The following is a 14099-nucleotide window of genomic DNA, read 5'->3' on the forward strand; positions in this document are numbered from 1 at the left end:
GCCGGGCTGGCGGGCACGACGCACGGGCCCACGTCACCGTCCGCCCCTGCACCAACCGCCCCTGCACCATCCGCCCCCGGCCCCGTCCTCCCGGCGCCGTCCGTCCCATGAGCGCGCGTCCCGGCACCGCCCCTCCCATGAGCGCCCGTCCCACTGCCGGTGGGCGCCGGCCCGGGCCCGACCGGCGGACGGACCGGTCGGGCGGGCCGGCAACTCGTCACACGTCAGTCGGTCGGCTTCTGAAGCGGGTTCGGCCGGGTGGTGAGCAGCGCGGTGATCTCCTGGGCGAGCTTCGGGCCGAGTTCGCCCCAGCGCTCCTTGTAGCCGTAGACGCTCGCCAGGGTGCGGGCGTCGTAGTCGCCGTTCATGATCTCGATGTCGGAGGTGGTGATGAGTGCCGGGTGGGCGACGCCGACGGCTCCCGAGACCTTCAGCAGCTCCTTGCGCAGGGTGCGCAGGTAGACAGCGGCCCGAGTGGCCTTCGACGGTGCGTCGACACCGCGCACCAGCCACGGGTCCTGGGTGGCGATGCCGGTGGGGCACTTGTCGGTGTGACACTTCTGCGCCTGGATGCAGCCGATGGACAGCATCGCCTCACGGGCGACGTTGATCATGTCGACCCCCAGCGCGAAGGCGACGACGGCGTTCTCGGGCAGGCCGAGCTTGCCGGAGCCGATGAAGGTGATGTCGTCGGTGAGACCGCGCTCGGCGAACGTGCCGTAGACGCGGGAGAATCCCATCCGGAACGGCAGCGACACCGAGTCGCTGAAGATCAGCGGAGCCGCGCCCGTGCCGCCCTCGCCGCCGTCGATGGTCACGAAGTCGACCCCTCGATCGCCGCGCGCCATCAGCGTGGCCAGCTCCTCCCAGAAGCTCATCTCGCCCACGGCGCTCTTGATCCCGACCGGCAGACCGGTCTCGGTGGCGAGCAGCTCCACGAAATCGAGCATCGAGTCGACGTCGTGGAACGCGGTGTGCCGGGAGGGGGAGGCGCAGTCCTCGCCCGCCGGAATGCCGCGGATCTCGGCGATCTCCGGGGTCACCTTCGCGCCCGGCAGCATCCCGCCGAGCCCCGGCTTCGCGCCCTGGGAGAGCTTGATCTCGATCGCCCTGACCGGGGCTCCGGCGACCACGTCCTTGAGCTTGTCGAGGTTGAAGGTGCCGTCCTCGTTGCGGCAGCCGAAGTACGAGGTCCCGATCTGGAGGACGAGGTCACCGCCGTTGCGGTGGTACGGCGAGAGGCCGCCCTCGCCCGTGTTCTGCATCGCGCCGGCCAGCCCCGCGCCCTTGTTGAGCGCCGTGATGGCCGCGCCGGACAGCGATCCGAAGCTCATCGCCGAGATGTTCACGACGCTCGCCGGCCGGAACGCCTTGGCGCGCCCGCGCGGGCCGCCCAGCACCTTGGCCGAGGGCAGCGGGGCCTGCGGGTCGCGCAGATCGGGCAGCGCACCGGCGAACGTGCGCTGCTTCACGTACGCGTGCCCTTGCACGTGCTCGACGTCCACGTCGGTTCCGAACCCGAAGTAGTTGTTCTCCTCCTTCGCCGACGCATAGATCCAGGTGCGCTGGTCGCGGCTGAAGGGGCGCTCCTCCTCGTTGGACGTCACGACGTACTGCCGCAGCTCCGGCCCGATCGTCTCCAACAGGTACCGGGCGTGACCTATCACGGGGAAGTTTCTGAGCAGCGCGTGCTTCTTCTGGACGAGGTCACGGGCAGCCACCAGCGCCAATGCTGTTGCGGCGACCGCGCCGATGTTCCGAGCACGCATGAACCGTTCCTCTCCTCGACTGCTCGACACCCCACTCCATCGCTGTGCGGCGGACGTCGTGGGCGTTGGGCGCCGGACACGGCCGGGCAGGCATCGGCGTCCGGCGACAAAACGTCACATGATACTAGACGTCGTACGGAGGGGCGGGCGGGTCAGGGTTCATGAGTGGCCCGGCCGGGTCCGCGCCGACCTCGGCCCGCCCTCGGCCCCGACCTGCAAACCGTGCGTGTCCTCGTCGCCCTGCCCGCCATCCTCCCCGCCCATGCTCCGGGCGGATTCCGACGTCGGCCCGCTCGTCCCTCCGGCGTCCTCCGGAATCAGCAGGGGCATCCGATGAGGCCGTCGGCAATGCCGTTCGACGGACCGGCGAGAGGTTCTTCGGGGACCATGGCTGCCGACTCGACGATCCGAACGGAACGGCCCTGTGATGACGACACTTCCAGAGATCACCGCCCTGTTGGGCGAACCCCGGTTCAACTGGTCCGATCCGGCGCCATGGATCGAACTGGAGCAGGAGATCGGCGGTGAATTTCCCGCAGACTTCCGGGAGATCGTGAACGCCTACGGTTCGATCGAGATCAACAAGCAGCTGTACCTGAAGCACCCCGCCACCCATCTTCTGCACAGTCTGGGAGAGACGATCAAGGGAGATCTCGAACTGTGGCGTGAGGATGACATGACGGAGTTCCTGCCGAGTCCGGTGGGGACCGCCCCCGGGGAACTGATACCGGTGGCGTCGGCCACGACGGGCGAGGCGGTCTTCCTTCGCGTTCCCGACACTCCCTCGTCGCCCTGGCGCGTAGTGGTCCAGGAGTTCGACAGCCCGTCCTGGACTCTCTACGAGATGACGTTCGGTGAATGGCTGCTGGCCTATCTCAGGGGCAGGGACGTGACGCTGTGTTCTCGTAACGTCGCGCCCGACGGACCGTTCTACGACTTCCTGCCCTGAGGCGGTCCGGCACGCCGCCACTGCCGGGCCGAACGACGCGCGATGCGCCGCCCGGCGGCCCGGCAGTCCTCATCCGCGCAGGTACCGTGCCGGTGGGCGTGCCGGATGCCCCGGCCTCCACGACGCCGGACCGCCGGACAGGAACCCACCGCATCCGGCGGGCTGCTGCCGCACCGGGCGGGCGCGTCACGGATGGATGGTCTCGCCGTTCTCCAGCATCGTCACGTACTTCGCGATCCGTCGGGCCCGCGTCTCGGGCTTCTTGGCGTCGTGGACGCGGTACAGGATCGCGTACCGGTTCTGCCGGTTCAGCGTGCCGAAGAACGCCTCGGCCGCCGGGGCGGCCTTGAGGGCGGCGGCGAGGTCGTCCGGCACGGCGGCCGTCCGGGACCCGTCGTAGGCGGCCTCCCAACGGCCGTCCGCCTTGGCCCGCTCGATCTCCGCGAGGCCCGGCGGGCGCATCCGGCCCTGCTCGATGAGGGCCGCCACCTTGCCCTGGTTGACCTTGGACCACCTGCTCCTCGGCCGACGCGGAGTGAAGCGCTGGAGCCACCACTCGTCGTCCGACTTGGCCTTCTGCCCGTCGATCCAGCCGTAGCACAGCGCGACGTCGAGCGCCTGCGCGTAGTCCAGGGAGGACACCCCCGGCCGCTTCTTCCTCAGCCTCAGCCACAGGCCCGGCGAGGCGGCGTGATGCTCACCGAGCCACGCTTCGAAGTCCTCGGCGGTTTCGAACGTGATGATCTCGCGGTCCTCGGTCACTCCGGCAGTGAACCACGCCCCACCGACAACGCCCCTTCGCCGAGTTGTCCGGGGCGGCACGCGGCCGGGACGCCCGCCCGTGCCGCGTGCCGCTCGTCGCCGGGCCGGATGGTGGGATGAACACGGATTGCGGGGCCGTGAGGACGCACCGGGCGCGGCCGGACACGATGACGGCGAGACGGTTGCCTCGCCCCGTGCGACGCGGCCCCGGACGGCGTGGGCACGGCTGTACCCACCGCCACCGTGCGGGCAGTCCCCGTGACCGGCTGCCACCGGGCACGGCGCGCGTGCCCTCCGTCCCCGCACGCCGCCCACCGGCGTCGGCACGTTCACACCACGCGGAGGAAGTCGTCGAGGACCGCGTCGAACACGTCCGGGCGTTCCATGTTCGGATAGTGGGCGGTCCCGTCGATCGATGCGACGCGGCCGTCGGCGACGGTGCTGGCGAGGCGTTCGGCCATGCCGATGTGGTCGGGTGAGTCGACGCCGCCGTTGACGGCCAGTACGGGGACGTCGATCGCGGCGGCGCGTTCCCAGGTGTCGTGGAGCGGGACGAGCCAGTCCGGCTCGTCGGGGGTGTGCTTGGACAGCGTGCCCCGGGTCATCGCGCGCAGCCGGCCGACGACTTCGGGATCGAGGTCGTCGAGGGTGCGTTGCGGGCCCGCCGCGAAGAGCGTGAACGTCTCCACCGCCGCGTCCAGGTCACCGGCGGCCAGCGCGGCCTGCCACCCCGCCAAGGTGTTCGCGGTCCAGGGGTCGGTGAAGTACGGCTCGCTGGTCCCGGCGCCGCCGACGACCACGGCACCGACCAGCTCCGGGTGTTCGAGCGCCGTGTCGACCGCGATGCTCGCCCCCATGGAGATGCCCACCAGGACGGCCGGGCCGGTGTCCAGGCGGCGCAGCAGCGCGGCGAGATCGTCGGTGTGACGGAACGGTGCGGTGGCGTTGGCGGAACGGCCGTGTCCACGGGCGTCCGGAGCGATGACGCGGTATCGCCGGGCGAAGAAGGAAATCTGGTCGTCCCACATCGTGTGGTCGAGGAAACCACCGTGCAGGAGGACGAGCGGGCGACCGGTGCCGGTGTCGAGCCAGAACAGATCAGTCATGACAACCAGGGTGTCATGACTCTCGCCGAATGACAACCGAGGTGTCATGATGACGGGGTGAGTGAGAAGACGGACCAGGACCTGGCGTCCGAAGAGCGGATCAACCGGCTGACCGAGGTGTTCGACCTGGTGGGGCCCTTGTACCGGCGCACCCAGCGCAAGGTGGAGCGCGATGTCTCCGCCCAGGGGCTGTCGGTGGGGGTACGAGCCGTGCTCAGCCTGCTCCGCGAGCACGGGCCCATGACCGTTCCCGAGATGGGCCGGGCCCAGGCGTTGAGCCGTCAGTTCGTGCAGCGCATGGTGAACGACGCGACCGCGCCGGGGCTAGTCGAGTCCGTCCCCAACCCGGCCCACCGACGGTCGTCCCTGATCCGGCTGACCGCACGGGGCCACGACGCCATCACCGGCGTGCTCGACCACGAGCGCGCGATCCTGCGGCGGGCGGGCGACGACCTGAGCGATACGGAGGTCGATGCCTGCCTGCGGGTACTCGCACGCCTCCTCGACCTCATGGGCCCGGACGAGGAGGGCGAGAAGGACGGGGACATCGATTGATCCGGGTCGGGAAAACCGTACCCGGCCCCCGCCGGGAGCCCGGCCGCCCGCCGGTCCCGCCGGACCGCATGGCACCGGACGCACCGGCCCCTTCGCTCCCCCGGACGCGTGCGGTGGTGGACGGCGACCGCGGCCGTCGTCGGTGCTGCGGCGGACTCCCCGGCCGCCCGCGCCGTCGGCGGCGCGGACCCGGGACCTGCGGGAATGGTCCCGCAGGGTGACGGACGGGGCGGGACGGTGGGACGGTGGGGCGACACACGACCACCGGCCGGGCCCGGCGCCCGGCTGAGATCCACTCCCGGCAGGAGCGACGACGTGCACGGACTCACCTACGACGACATCAAGGCCGCCACCGAGCGGATCACCGGGCAGGTCCGCCCGGTCGCCATCGCCCCCGTCGCCCCGGGGACGATCCGCGCGGCGCGGCCGGGCCCGCTCGACGACCGGTCCGGGGAGCCGTGCGAGGTCTGGTTCGCGCTGGAGTACATGCAGCACACCGGCTCCTTCAAGGCGCGTGGCGCGCAGAACTTCATCCAGGCCCACCGCGAGGCCGGAACCCTGCCGGACGCGGGCGTGACCATCGCCTCCGGCGGCAACGCCGGACTTGCCTGCGCGTGGGCGGCCCGGCAACAGGGCGTGCGGGCCACGGTGTTCCTGCCGACCGTCGCCCCCGAGGTGAAGGTGGCCAGGCTCCGCCGACTCGGCGCGGAGGTACGGATCGTCGGCGCCGAGTACGCCGAAGCCCTCGAAGCGTGCACGGAGTTCGCCGCCGCGTCCGGGGCACTGGCCTCGCACGCCTACGACCATCCGCTGATCGCGGCCGGGGCCGGAACCCTGCTGGAGGAGATCCACGCCCGGATCCCCGGGCTGGACACCGTGGTGGTCTCGGTCGGCGGCGGCGGTCTGTTCGCCGGTGTGGCCACCGCCGCCCGGCACCACGGAATCCGGACGGTCGCCGTCGAACCGGAGAACTGCCGGGCACTCGACGCCGCCGTCGAGGCAGGCCGACCGGTCGACGTGCCCGTCGACTCGATAGCCATCGACTCCCTCGGTGCCCGCCGCGCCACCGCTCTCGCCCTGCACGCGGCCCGTGCGGACGATGTGCGCCCGGTCCTGGTCCCGGACAGCGACATCGCCCGCGCCCGGCAGGAGTTGTGGGACCACCACCGCATCGTCGTCGAGCACGCCGCCGCCACCGCGCTGGCCGCCCTGACCGTCCCGGACCCGGACCGCCCGGAAACCCCGTCGGACCCGGGCCACGGCTACCGGCCGAGCGGCGGCGAGCGCATCGCCGTCGTGCTGTGCGGGGCGAACACCGACCCGAGCGACCTGGTACGGCCCGCCGCGGACTGACCCCCGTCCGTCGGCACGACGCGACGCGGAACCGCATACTGGATCCAGGCGGGTGTTCCGGCAACGCGACGAGGCACCACGGCCGCGTCGTCGCACGCCCGCCGGGGATCACGAGACGGTCCCGAGGGCTGTCGCCCCGGCCTCCCCCCCGGCCCCTCCCGGAGCCGGGCGGTCGCGCCGCACGGCGGCACCGGGCGTGTTCCGGCCGGAAAATGGCCGAGTTCCGGGGCTCCCTCGACAACACGAGCAGCACTGCCGATCATGGGCATCGCATCGCGTGCCGGTCACCGTCCGGGTGAGGCATGGAGGTGCCGAGATGCCTTACGGAGGCATTCCACACATGTCAGTCGAGTTGAACCACACCATCATCCATTCCCGGGACAACCGGGAGTCGGCCGAGTTCCTGGCGCAGATCCTGGGCCTTGAGGTCGGAGCCGAGTGGGGACCCTTCATTCCGGTCGAGACCGCCAACGGGGTCACCCTGGACTTCGCCACCATTCCGGCGGAGTCGATCGTCATGCAGCACTACGCGTTCCTGATCTCCGAGGAGGAGTTCGACGCGTCCTTCGCGCGGATCAAGGAGGCGGGAATCACCTACTACGCCGATCCGCACCGGAAGCAGCCGAACGAGATCAACCACAACGACGGCGGGCGCGGCCTGTACTTCATGGACCCCGCCGGGCACGGCATGGAGATCATCACCCGCCCGTACGGTGGCATCGGCGGGCAGTAGGCGGCGCCGAAGGACACAGTGACCATGACGTGAGGGGCGCGCCCGGTCACCCGGGCACGCCTCTCACGGACAGTGCGCAGCGTCACGACGTCACGACGTCACGAAGGCACGAACGCGGTCAGCGGTCGCGGCGCTCGCGGATGTCGTCCGCGGTGCCCTGGGCCCGCTCACGGGGCTGCCGCGATGTCTTCGAGGCCCGCCCGGACGCGTCCTGCGTCCGTTCCCGGCCCTCGGTGCGACCTTCGGTACGGCCTTCGTTCGCCTTCTTCTTCGCCTGGTCGGCGAGTTCCTGCGCCTTGTCCTTGAACTGGTCGGCGATACCCATGCTGTTCACTCCTCGTGATGCTCGGGGGGCGGTCCGTAAGGACCTCGATCACCGTCGCACGCCCCCTCACCGCTCGCATGTCGATCAATTACGCTGCGTACGCACCGCCCGGGCGTCCCGGTCGGCCGCGCCACCGGCACCCACCAGCCCCGTACCCACGCCCGCCAGCCGCGGCCCGAACCGGCGCATCTCACGCCGGCCCACCGCCCCGATGAGTGCCGGCAGGTATCCGCGCACCGACTGCATCCCGCGCAGCCACCACTGCGCGTACACATGCGCGGAGCGCCGTTCGATGCCGTCCACGAGCCGGTCGACGGCCGGGCCCAGCGGGTACGTGCGGTTCGTCGGCCACGGCAGCCGCTGCCGCAACTCCCGCATCACGTCGTCCTGATCGGCGCCCCGCACCATGTCCGTGTCGGTCCAGGACAGGTAACCGACCCCGACCCGCACTCCCCGGTACCCGACCTCGGCGCGCAGGCTGTGCGCGAACGCCTCCACACCCGACTTGGACGCGCAGTACGCCGTCATCATCGGCGCGGGCGTCATCGCCGCGAGCGAGGCGATCTGGAGGAAGTAGCCCCGGCTCTCCATGAGCACCGGCAGAAATGCCCGTCCGGTGACCGCGCCGCCGATCAGGTTGACCTCGATGACCCGGCGCCACGCCTCCGGATCGGAGTCCGTGAACCGACCGCCCGTGGCGACCCCGGCGTTGGCGACGACGACGTCGACCTTCCCGAACCGCTCCTTGACCTCCTGGGCGACGCGTGCCATCGCCTCGTGGTCGGTGACATCCGCGAACCAGTGGTCGCTCTCCGCGTGCAGCCGCTCGGAGACCTTCTTCAGCTCGTCCGGTTCCAGACCGACCAGGGCCAACTTCGCCCCGCGCGCCGAGAGTTTGCGCGCCAGCAGTTCGCCCACACCGCGCGCCGCGCCCGTGACGACGACGACCTGCCCTTCGAGGCTCCGTACGCCGCTCATGCCACATCCTCCTTCTCGGCCATGCCGTCCGAACTCCCCTGCCCGGCCCCACCGTTCGCACCGTTCGCCCCGGCCGGGACGTACGCGGCGACGAGCTCCCGGATCTTCGCGGTGACCGCCTCCGGCGCCTCCACCGGAGTCATGTGCCCCGTGCCCGTGAGCATCGTGACCCCCAGGCAGTCGGGCAGCGCCGCCGCGAGGGCGCGGGCGTGCACGGGCGGCGTCAGCCGGTCCTCCGTACCCGCGATCACCGCCGTCGGCACCCTCAACTCCCGTACCCCGGCGTCGAGATCGATGTCGGCGAGGACATGCCCCCAGGCGACCCTCGCCCGAGTGGGGCAGGCGTGCACGATCCGGGCGCAGGTGTCGACCCGGTCGGGTGCCGAGCCCGGACCCATCGTCGCGTACTTCAACACCCGCCTTGACAACGGCGTGACGGGCCCGAGGGGTGCGCTGGCGCCGAGGATCGCATGCGTCATCCGGTCACGGACGGCCCCGGGGCGCAACGGCACCACCCGCGATTCGGCCATCAGCCGCGAACTCCCGGTGCTGCACAGCAGTACGGCGGCTGCGTGTTCCCGCAGTGCGGCCCGCCGCGCGGCTGCCATCACCGTCATGCCGCCCATCGAGTGCCCGGCGATCACCGCCCGTTCGCCCGGTTCCAGTGTGGCGCTCAGCACCGCTTCGAGGTCGTCGGCGAGCGCGTCCGTGCTGTACCCCTCCGGCCCCACCACGGGCGAACCGCCGTGGCCCCGCTGGTCGTAGGCGATGACCCGGTGATCGGACGCCAGCTCCCCGATCTGCGCGTCCCAGAAGCGGGTGCTGCACGTCCAGCCGTGCGCCAGGACCACCGCCGGGGCACCGTCCGGACCGTGCACCTCGACGTGGATGCGGGCGCCGTCGGCGGAACTCGCGGTCAGTTCGCGGGTGGGGACGGGCGCGACAGCGCCGCGTCGCATCGGCCGGCTCATCGGGCGGCCTCCCCGGTGACGGCGTCCGACGCCGGGGCCCCGGCCGCGACGACGGCCTTCTCCGCCGCGCGCACCACCTCGTACTCCGAGAGGTGCACCGACCGCGTCGCCTTCCGGAACTCGGCGGTGGTGCCCGGCCAGACCGTGGTGTTGCGCCCGCTGTCGTCCAGGTACCAGCTGTCGCAGCCGCCGGTGTTCCACACCGTGCGCTTCATCCGCTGCTGCACGCGGCGGTTCCAGACGTCCACCGCCCCGGGGCGTGCGTCGAGGGCGACCCGGCCGCCGAGCGCGTCCAATCGGCGCAGGTAGTCGGCCATGTAGTTCAGCTGGGATTCGATCATGAGGATCATCGAGGAGTTCCCCAGGCCCGTGTTGGGGCCGATGATCGTCATCCAGTTGGGGAAGCCGGCCGCGCTCGCACCGCGCAGCGCCTGCATGCCGCCCTTCCAGGATTCGGTGAGCGTGATGCCCTCCGCGCCCACCACGCGCTCGGCGATCGGCATGTCGGTGACGTGGAAGCCGGTGCCGAAGATGATCGCGTCGACCTCGGCCTCGCTGCCGTCCGACCCGACGACCGTGGAGCCGCGCACTTCGGCGAGACCGGAGGCGACAACATCGACATTGGGACGGGCGAGTGCTGGGTAGTACGCGTTGGACAGCAGGATCCGCTTGCAGCCGATGCGGTAGGAGGGGGTCAACTTGGCCCGGAGTGCGGGGTCCTTGATGGCGCGTGCCATGTTGGACTTGGCGATCCGTTCGACGAGGCCCAGCTCGTTCGGGTGCTTGGTGAACGCGCCGACCTGCAACTCCCGGATGCCCCACAGCAGTCCGCGACGCGCGGCGCCGGTGACCGGGAGCGTGCGGTGCAGCCAGCGCTCGGCTCCGCTGATCCTGCGGTCCACCCGCGGCATGACCCAGGGCGGGGTGCGCTGGAAGAGCGTCATCCGTCCGACCTTCGGCTGGATCGCGGGCACGATCTGGATGGCCGAGGCACCGGTGCCGACCATCGCCACGCGCTTGCCGGTGAGGTCGTAGTCGTGGTCCCAGCGCGCCGAGTGGAAGACCTTGCCGGGAAAACTGTCGATTCCGGGGATGTCCGGCGTCTTCGGGTCGGAGAGCGGGCCCGTCGCGGAGACGACGACATCGGCCTCGATCACGGCCCCGTTCGCCGTCTCTATCCGCCAGAACAGCTCCTCGCGGTCCCAGCGCATCAGCGTCACTTCGTGGTTGAACCTTATGTGCGGCCTCAGACCGAAGGTGTCGGCGACGTGCTCCAGGTAGGCACGGATGTGCCCCTGCCCGGAGAAGGTGCGCGGCCACTCGGGGTTGGGCGCGAACGAGAACGAATAGAGGTGGGACGGTACGTCACAGGCGCAGCCCGGGTAGCTGTTGTCACGCCAGGTGCCGCCGACCGAGCCGGCCCGTTCCAGGACGACGAAGTCCGTGATGCCTTCGCGGCGCAGCCGGACCGCGGCCCCGAGGCCCCCGAATCCGGATCCGATCACCGCCACTCGTACGTGCTCGTGCTGGGCCATGCTGCCGCCTCCCGCGGTACGTCACACGACTCTGCCAGCAATCACTGGCATGATGGGGAGCGTAGAACAGCTTCGTACCGATGGGTAGGGATACGGCCAAGCGAAGTTACCGACGGTACAACGTAGGGTGCGCATGTGGTTGAAGGACGCGAACGTTGTGAGTACCGGATGGAGGAGCTGGCCAAAAAGGCCGGTATCCCGGTCCGGACCGTGCGTTTCTACCGGGAGCGCGGCCTGATCTCGCCGCCGCGCCGCGAGGGCCGCATCGCCTGGTACGACGACCGCCATCTGGCCCGGCTGCGCACCATCGCGGGCCTGCTGGAACGCGGCCACACCCTCACCGGCATCGCCGATCTCGCCCGCACCTTCGAGAGCGGACGCGATGTGGCCGAGGTGCTGGGGCTGGGCGAACCGACCGAGGAGACCCCGGTCCGCCTCACCCCCGAACAGCTCGCGGACTACTTCGAGGGCGAGGTCACCGCGGAGAACCTGGCCGCCGCCCTGGAACTCGGCTACCTGGCCACCGACGGCGACGAGATCGTCCACATCAGCCGCCGCCTGCTGGAGGTGTCGGTCGAACTGGTGCGCGAAGGGGTGCCGCTCGCCTCGGTGTTCGCGGCCGGCCGGCGCGTCCGCGAGCACGCGGAGGCGCTGGCGGAACTCTTCGTCGGTGTCGTGGATGCGCACGCCGACGAGCCCGAACCGCCCCAGCTCCGCCCGCTGGCCCGCGCGGTGGTGGACGCCGAACTCTCCATGGCCCTGGACCGCCGACTGCGCGGCAGGACGACCGGACAGCCCGCCGAGAAACCCGCCTCCCCCTGAGGACCGGCCGGAACACCTCCCTCCCGGGCGGTGACGGCCCGGGGAACAGGAGGGGGTGGATCAGCGAGCGGCGCCATGCGGCCGGCCGTAACCGGCCAAGCCGTCCGCGAGTTCCTCCTCGTCGCCGTCCCGGACGGCGCCGAGCGCCTGTTGCAGGGCGAAGGTGCCACGGATCGCGGCGACGCGGGCGACGAGCCCGCCGTCCGCCCGACCCCCCGCCGCGAGCACCCGCTCCAGGAGGTCACGACCGTTCCCCGCACCGATGGCCGCGAGATCCTCGGCCGGATCGGCGAGCGCGACATCGTCCCAGTCGAGCACTCCGGCAAGGCGCGGCAGCCCGCGCTCCCACTGCCACAGGACGTTCTCGGCACCGAGGTCGCCGTGCACCACGGCCCGGGTGAGATGCGGAAGACCATCGAGCGCCACGAGTTCCCGTTCGGCCCGCGCCCGCCCGCCGTCGGACATCAGGGGGTACAGCTCCGCGCGCACGTCCCGGGCGAACCGCCGCCACCGGTCCTCCGGCGCCCGGGGCAGAATCGCCCGCGCCCTCGCGTCGGCGCCCGCCCGCGCCAGCCCGGCCAGCAGTTCCGCGTACTGGGCCGCCGCCGCATCGGCCACCCCGACGTCGTCGAGCACGTCGGCCGTCAAAGGCTCCCCGGGAATGCGACGGAGCACCAGGAAGGGCACCTCGCCGACACCGTCGGCGCCGTCCGGATCCAACGGCTCGGGAACCCGGAAGCCGAGGTCGAGCCCGGACAGCGCGCGCAGAGCGGCCACCCGCTCGGGCAGCCGGGCGGCCGCCGCCGCAGTGCGCGGCAGGCACACGACGCGGTCCGAACCCAGGACGACGTGGTGGTACTGCCCCCGTCGCACGGCGAGGTCGTCCAGTCGGTCACCGGGCAGCAGACGGCCCAGCAGAGTGCGATGCGCACGACGGATGTCCACCACGACGGCCTCCCGGCTTCCGAACCCGTGCCCTACAGGTCGTACGTCACCGTCACCGGGGCGTGGTCGCTCCACCGCTCCGGGTGCGTGGCCGCCCGCTCGACCCAGCCCTTCACCGCGCGGGCGGCCAGCCCCGGCGTCGCCACCTGGTAATCGATCCGCCAGCCGGTGTCGTTGTCGAAGGCCCGGCCCCGGTAGGACCACCACGAGTACGGCCCCTCCCGGTCCGGGTGCAGCGCCCGTACGACATCGACGTACTCGGCCTCGTCGAACACCCGGGTGAGCCACTCCCGCTCCTCCGGCAGGAAGCCGGAGTTCTTCTTGTTGGCCCGCCAGTTCTTCAGGTCGTCCTCCCGGTGGGCGATGTTCCAGTCCCCGCAGACCACGACCTCACGACCGTCGGCGGCGGCCCGCGTCCGGAGCCCCTTCAGGTACGGGAGGAACGCGGCCATGAACCGCTCCTTCTCCTGCTGCTTCTCCGTACCGACCTCGCCCGAGGGCAGATACAGGCTCGCGACCGTGACGCCCGGCAGATCCACCTCGACATAGCGCCCGCTGGCGTCGAACTCCTCGCTCCCGGCGTCACCGAAACCGCCGAACCCGATCTGCACGCGCTCGGGCGCACGCCGGGTGTACAGGGAGACCCCGGCGCGCCCCTTGGCGGCGGCCGGCGCGTGCACGGTGTGCCAGCCCTCGGGGTCGCGCACCTCCTCGGGCAACTGCTGCGGCTCGGCCCGGACCTCCTGAAGGCAGATCGCGTCGGCTTCGGTCCCGGCCAGCCACTCGACGAATCCCTTCTTGGCGGCGGCCCGGAGCCCGTTTACATTGGCGGTGGTCACTGTGTACAAAACATGCTCCTACATTGCGGCCTCGACAAGTGTCGCGGCCCAGGGGGCAGGCTCCCACACTGGGTGGATCTCGACCTTTGCGGTGCCGTCCGTTCGTACGAGAACGATCCGCCGAATCACCTGCTTCAGCATCGAGTTCTTCTCCGAGTCGTGCATCTCGGTGCAGGTGTCCAGAAGGGCCATGAGCAACGGGCCGTAGTGGCTGCGGCCGGGGGCGTAGGGGCACTGGTTTCCCTTCTCTCCGGGTACAGATCAGCCCCGGGGCGGAGACGGACCGACGGATCAACGACCACGAGAAGCGGCTCGACACCCTCGAACGTGGCCGGTGGCCGGTGGCCGCTCCCGTCCCTTGCCGCGCTGGTCGGCGTGATCAGCCTCGCCGTGGCCCTATGGCAGGCCGCCCAGAAGTGGCCCCCGCCCCCTCCCGCAACGCGCGGGAGGGGGCGGT

15 protein-coding genes are annotated in these 14099 nt (G+C 71.3%); 5 read left to right on the plus strand and 10 right to left on the minus strand.

Annotated elements, in window-relative coordinates; translation table 11 throughout:
• Positions 1–224 precede the first annotated feature (224 nt).
• Positions 225–1769: an FMN-binding glutamate synthase family protein gene (locus ACFC79_RS12050; RefSeq protein WP_376238509.1), complete on the minus strand. Its 1545-nt coding sequence runs from the start codon at positions 1767–1769 to the stop codon at positions 225–227.
• A gap of 427 nt (positions 1770–2196) precedes the next feature.
• On the opposite strand from ACFC79_RS12050, the gene ACFC79_RS12055 reads away from it, so the two are divergent.
• The gene (locus tag ACFC79_RS12055; RefSeq protein WP_376238512.1) at positions 2197–2718 is read left to right on the plus strand and encodes an SMI1/KNR4 family protein; all 522 of its coding nucleotides are present in this window, start codon (positions 2197–2199) and stop codon (positions 2716–2718) included.
• 186 nt (positions 2719–2904) lie between these two features.
• Here ACFC79_RS12055 and ACFC79_RS12060 read toward each other — a convergent pair whose 3' ends face one another.
• Positions 2905–3480: a YdeI family protein gene (locus tag ACFC79_RS12060; protein WP_376238515.1), complete on the minus strand. Its 576-nt coding sequence runs from the start codon at positions 3478–3480 to the stop codon at positions 2905–2907.
• A gap of 329 nt (positions 3481–3809) precedes the next feature.
• Positions 3810–4586, minus strand: a complete 777-nt coding sequence (locus tag ACFC79_RS12065) for an alpha/beta fold hydrolase (protein WP_376238516.1) — start codon at positions 4584–4586, stop codon at positions 3810–3812.
• A 57-nt stretch (positions 4587–4643) separates the two neighbouring features.
• Between ACFC79_RS12065 and ACFC79_RS12070 the strand changes: the two genes are divergently transcribed.
• The 3 genes from ACFC79_RS12070 to ACFC79_RS12080 all read left to right on the plus strand — a co-directional run bounded on the left by ACFC79_RS12070 (position 4644) and on the right by ACFC79_RS12080 (position 7227).
• On the plus strand, positions 4644–5141 hold the full coding sequence (locus ACFC79_RS12070) for a MarR family winged helix-turn-helix transcriptional regulator (protein WP_376238519.1): 498 nt from the start codon (positions 4644–4646) through the stop codon (positions 5139–5141).
• 315 nt (positions 5142–5456) lie between these two features.
• The gene (locus ACFC79_RS12075) at positions 5457–6494 is read left to right on the plus strand and encodes a serine/threonine dehydratase (RefSeq protein WP_376238521.1); all 1038 of its coding nucleotides are present in this window, start codon (positions 5457–5459) and stop codon (positions 6492–6494) included.
• Between the two features lie 340 nt (positions 6495–6834).
• Entirely contained in the window at positions 6835–7227 is a 393-nt protein-coding gene (locus tag ACFC79_RS12080; RefSeq protein ID WP_376238524.1) for a VOC family protein, read from the plus strand.
• Positions 7228–7345: 118 nt separating this feature from the next.
• On the opposite strand, the gene ACFC79_RS12085 is transcribed toward ACFC79_RS12080, so the two are convergent.
• The 4 genes from ACFC79_RS12085 to ACFC79_RS12100 all read right to left on the minus strand — a co-directional run bounded on the left by ACFC79_RS12085 (position 7346) and on the right by ACFC79_RS12100 (position 11036).
• On the minus strand, positions 7346–7552 hold the full coding sequence (locus ACFC79_RS12085; RefSeq protein ID WP_376238527.1) for a hypothetical protein: 207 nt from the start codon (positions 7550–7552) through the stop codon (positions 7346–7348).
• A gap of 84 nt (positions 7553–7636) precedes the next feature.
• The gene (locus tag ACFC79_RS12090) at positions 7637–8530 is read right to left on the minus strand and encodes an SDR family oxidoreductase (RefSeq protein ID WP_376238529.1); all 894 of its coding nucleotides are present in this window, start codon (positions 8528–8530) and stop codon (positions 7637–7639) included.
• Positions 8527–9501 (minus strand): alpha/beta fold hydrolase, encoded by a 975-nt coding sequence (locus ACFC79_RS12095; protein ID WP_376238532.1) that lies wholly within the window; start codon positions 9499–9501, stop codon positions 8527–8529. Before ACFC79_RS12095 ends, ACFC79_RS12090 begins: the two co-directional genes overlap by 4 nt.
• Positions 9498–11036 carry a flavin-containing monooxygenase gene (locus ACFC79_RS12100; RefSeq protein ID WP_376238534.1) on the minus strand — a complete coding sequence of 513 codons (1539 nt, stop codon included), beginning with the start codon at positions 11034–11036 and terminating at the stop codon, positions 9498–9500. The genes ACFC79_RS12095 and ACFC79_RS12100 overlap by 4 nt, the downstream gene beginning before the upstream one ends.
• A 168-nt stretch (positions 11037–11204) precedes the next feature.
• Here ACFC79_RS12100 and ACFC79_RS12105 point away from each other — a divergent pair, with 168 nt between their 5' ends.
• Complete coding sequence (locus ACFC79_RS12105; RefSeq protein ID WP_376238936.1) at positions 11205–11858, plus strand: MerR family transcriptional regulator; 654 nt, start codon at positions 11205–11207, stop codon at positions 11856–11858.
• 60 nt (positions 11859–11918) lie between these two features.
• Here ACFC79_RS12105 and ACFC79_RS12110 read toward each other — a convergent pair whose 3' ends face one another.
• From ACFC79_RS12110 to ACFC79_RS12120, 3 genes are read right to left on the minus strand one after another with little or no spacing between them, the layout of a single operon-like run.
• A complete protein-coding gene (locus ACFC79_RS12110) occupies positions 11919–12803 on the minus strand; it encodes an aminoglycoside phosphotransferase family protein (protein WP_376238939.1) in 885 nt (294 codons plus the stop codon).
• A gap of 32 nt (positions 12804–12835) precedes the next feature.
• Positions 12836–13651: an exodeoxyribonuclease III gene (locus tag ACFC79_RS12115; RefSeq protein WP_376238537.1), complete on the minus strand. Its 816-nt coding sequence runs from the start codon at positions 13649–13651 to the stop codon at positions 12836–12838.
• A gap of 9 nt (positions 13652–13660) precedes the next feature.
• On the minus strand, positions 13661–13834 hold the full coding sequence (locus ACFC79_RS12120; RefSeq protein WP_376238540.1) for a hypothetical protein: 174 nt from the start codon (positions 13832–13834) through the stop codon (positions 13661–13663).
• Between the last annotated feature and the right edge of the window lie 265 nt (positions 13835–14099).

It is taken from the genome of Streptomyces sp. NPDC056061, from assembly GCF_042266885.1.
Lineage (GTDB): Bacteria > Actinomycetota > Actinomycetes > Streptomycetales > Streptomycetaceae > Streptomyces.

Excerpts from the sequence above, each read along its gene's own strand:
- ACFC79_RS12095 (WP_376238532.1), bottom strand. The coding sequence starts at position 9,501 with ATGAGCCGGCCGATGCGACGCGGCGCTGTCGCGCCCGTCCCCACCCGC.
- ACFC79_RS12105 (WP_376238936.1), top strand. The coding sequence starts at position 11,205 with ATGGAGGAGCTGGCCAAAAAGGCCGGTATCCCGGTCCGGACCGTGCGT.
- ACFC79_RS12065 (WP_376238516.1), bottom strand. The coding sequence starts at position 4,586 with ATGACTGATCTGTTCTGGCTCGACACCGGCACCGGTCGCCCGCTCGTC.
- ACFC79_RS12055 (WP_376238512.1), top strand. The coding sequence starts at position 2,197 with ATGACGACACTTCCAGAGATCACCGCCCTGTTGGGCGAACCCCGGTTC.
- ACFC79_RS12120 (WP_376238540.1), bottom strand. The coding sequence starts at position 13,834 with ATGGCCCTTCTGGACACCTGCACCGAGATGCACGACTCGGAGAAGAAC.
- ACFC79_RS12050 (WP_376238509.1), bottom strand. The coding sequence starts at position 1,769 with ATGCGTGCTCGGAACATCGGCGCGGTCGCCGCAACAGCATTGGCGCTG.
- ACFC79_RS12085 (WP_376238527.1), bottom strand. The coding sequence starts at position 7,552 with ATGGGTATCGCCGACCAGTTCAAGGACAAGGCGCAGGAACTCGCCGAC.
- ACFC79_RS12090 (WP_376238529.1), bottom strand. The coding sequence starts at position 8,530 with ATGAGCGGCGTACGGAGCCTCGAAGGGCAGGTCGTCGTCGTCACGGGC.
- ACFC79_RS12100 (WP_376238534.1), bottom strand. The coding sequence starts at position 11,036 with ATGGCCCAGCACGAGCACGTACGAGTGGCGGTGATCGGATCCGGATTC.
- ACFC79_RS12080 (WP_376238524.1), top strand. The coding sequence starts at position 6,835 with ATGTCAGTCGAGTTGAACCACACCATCATCCATTCCCGGGACAACCGG.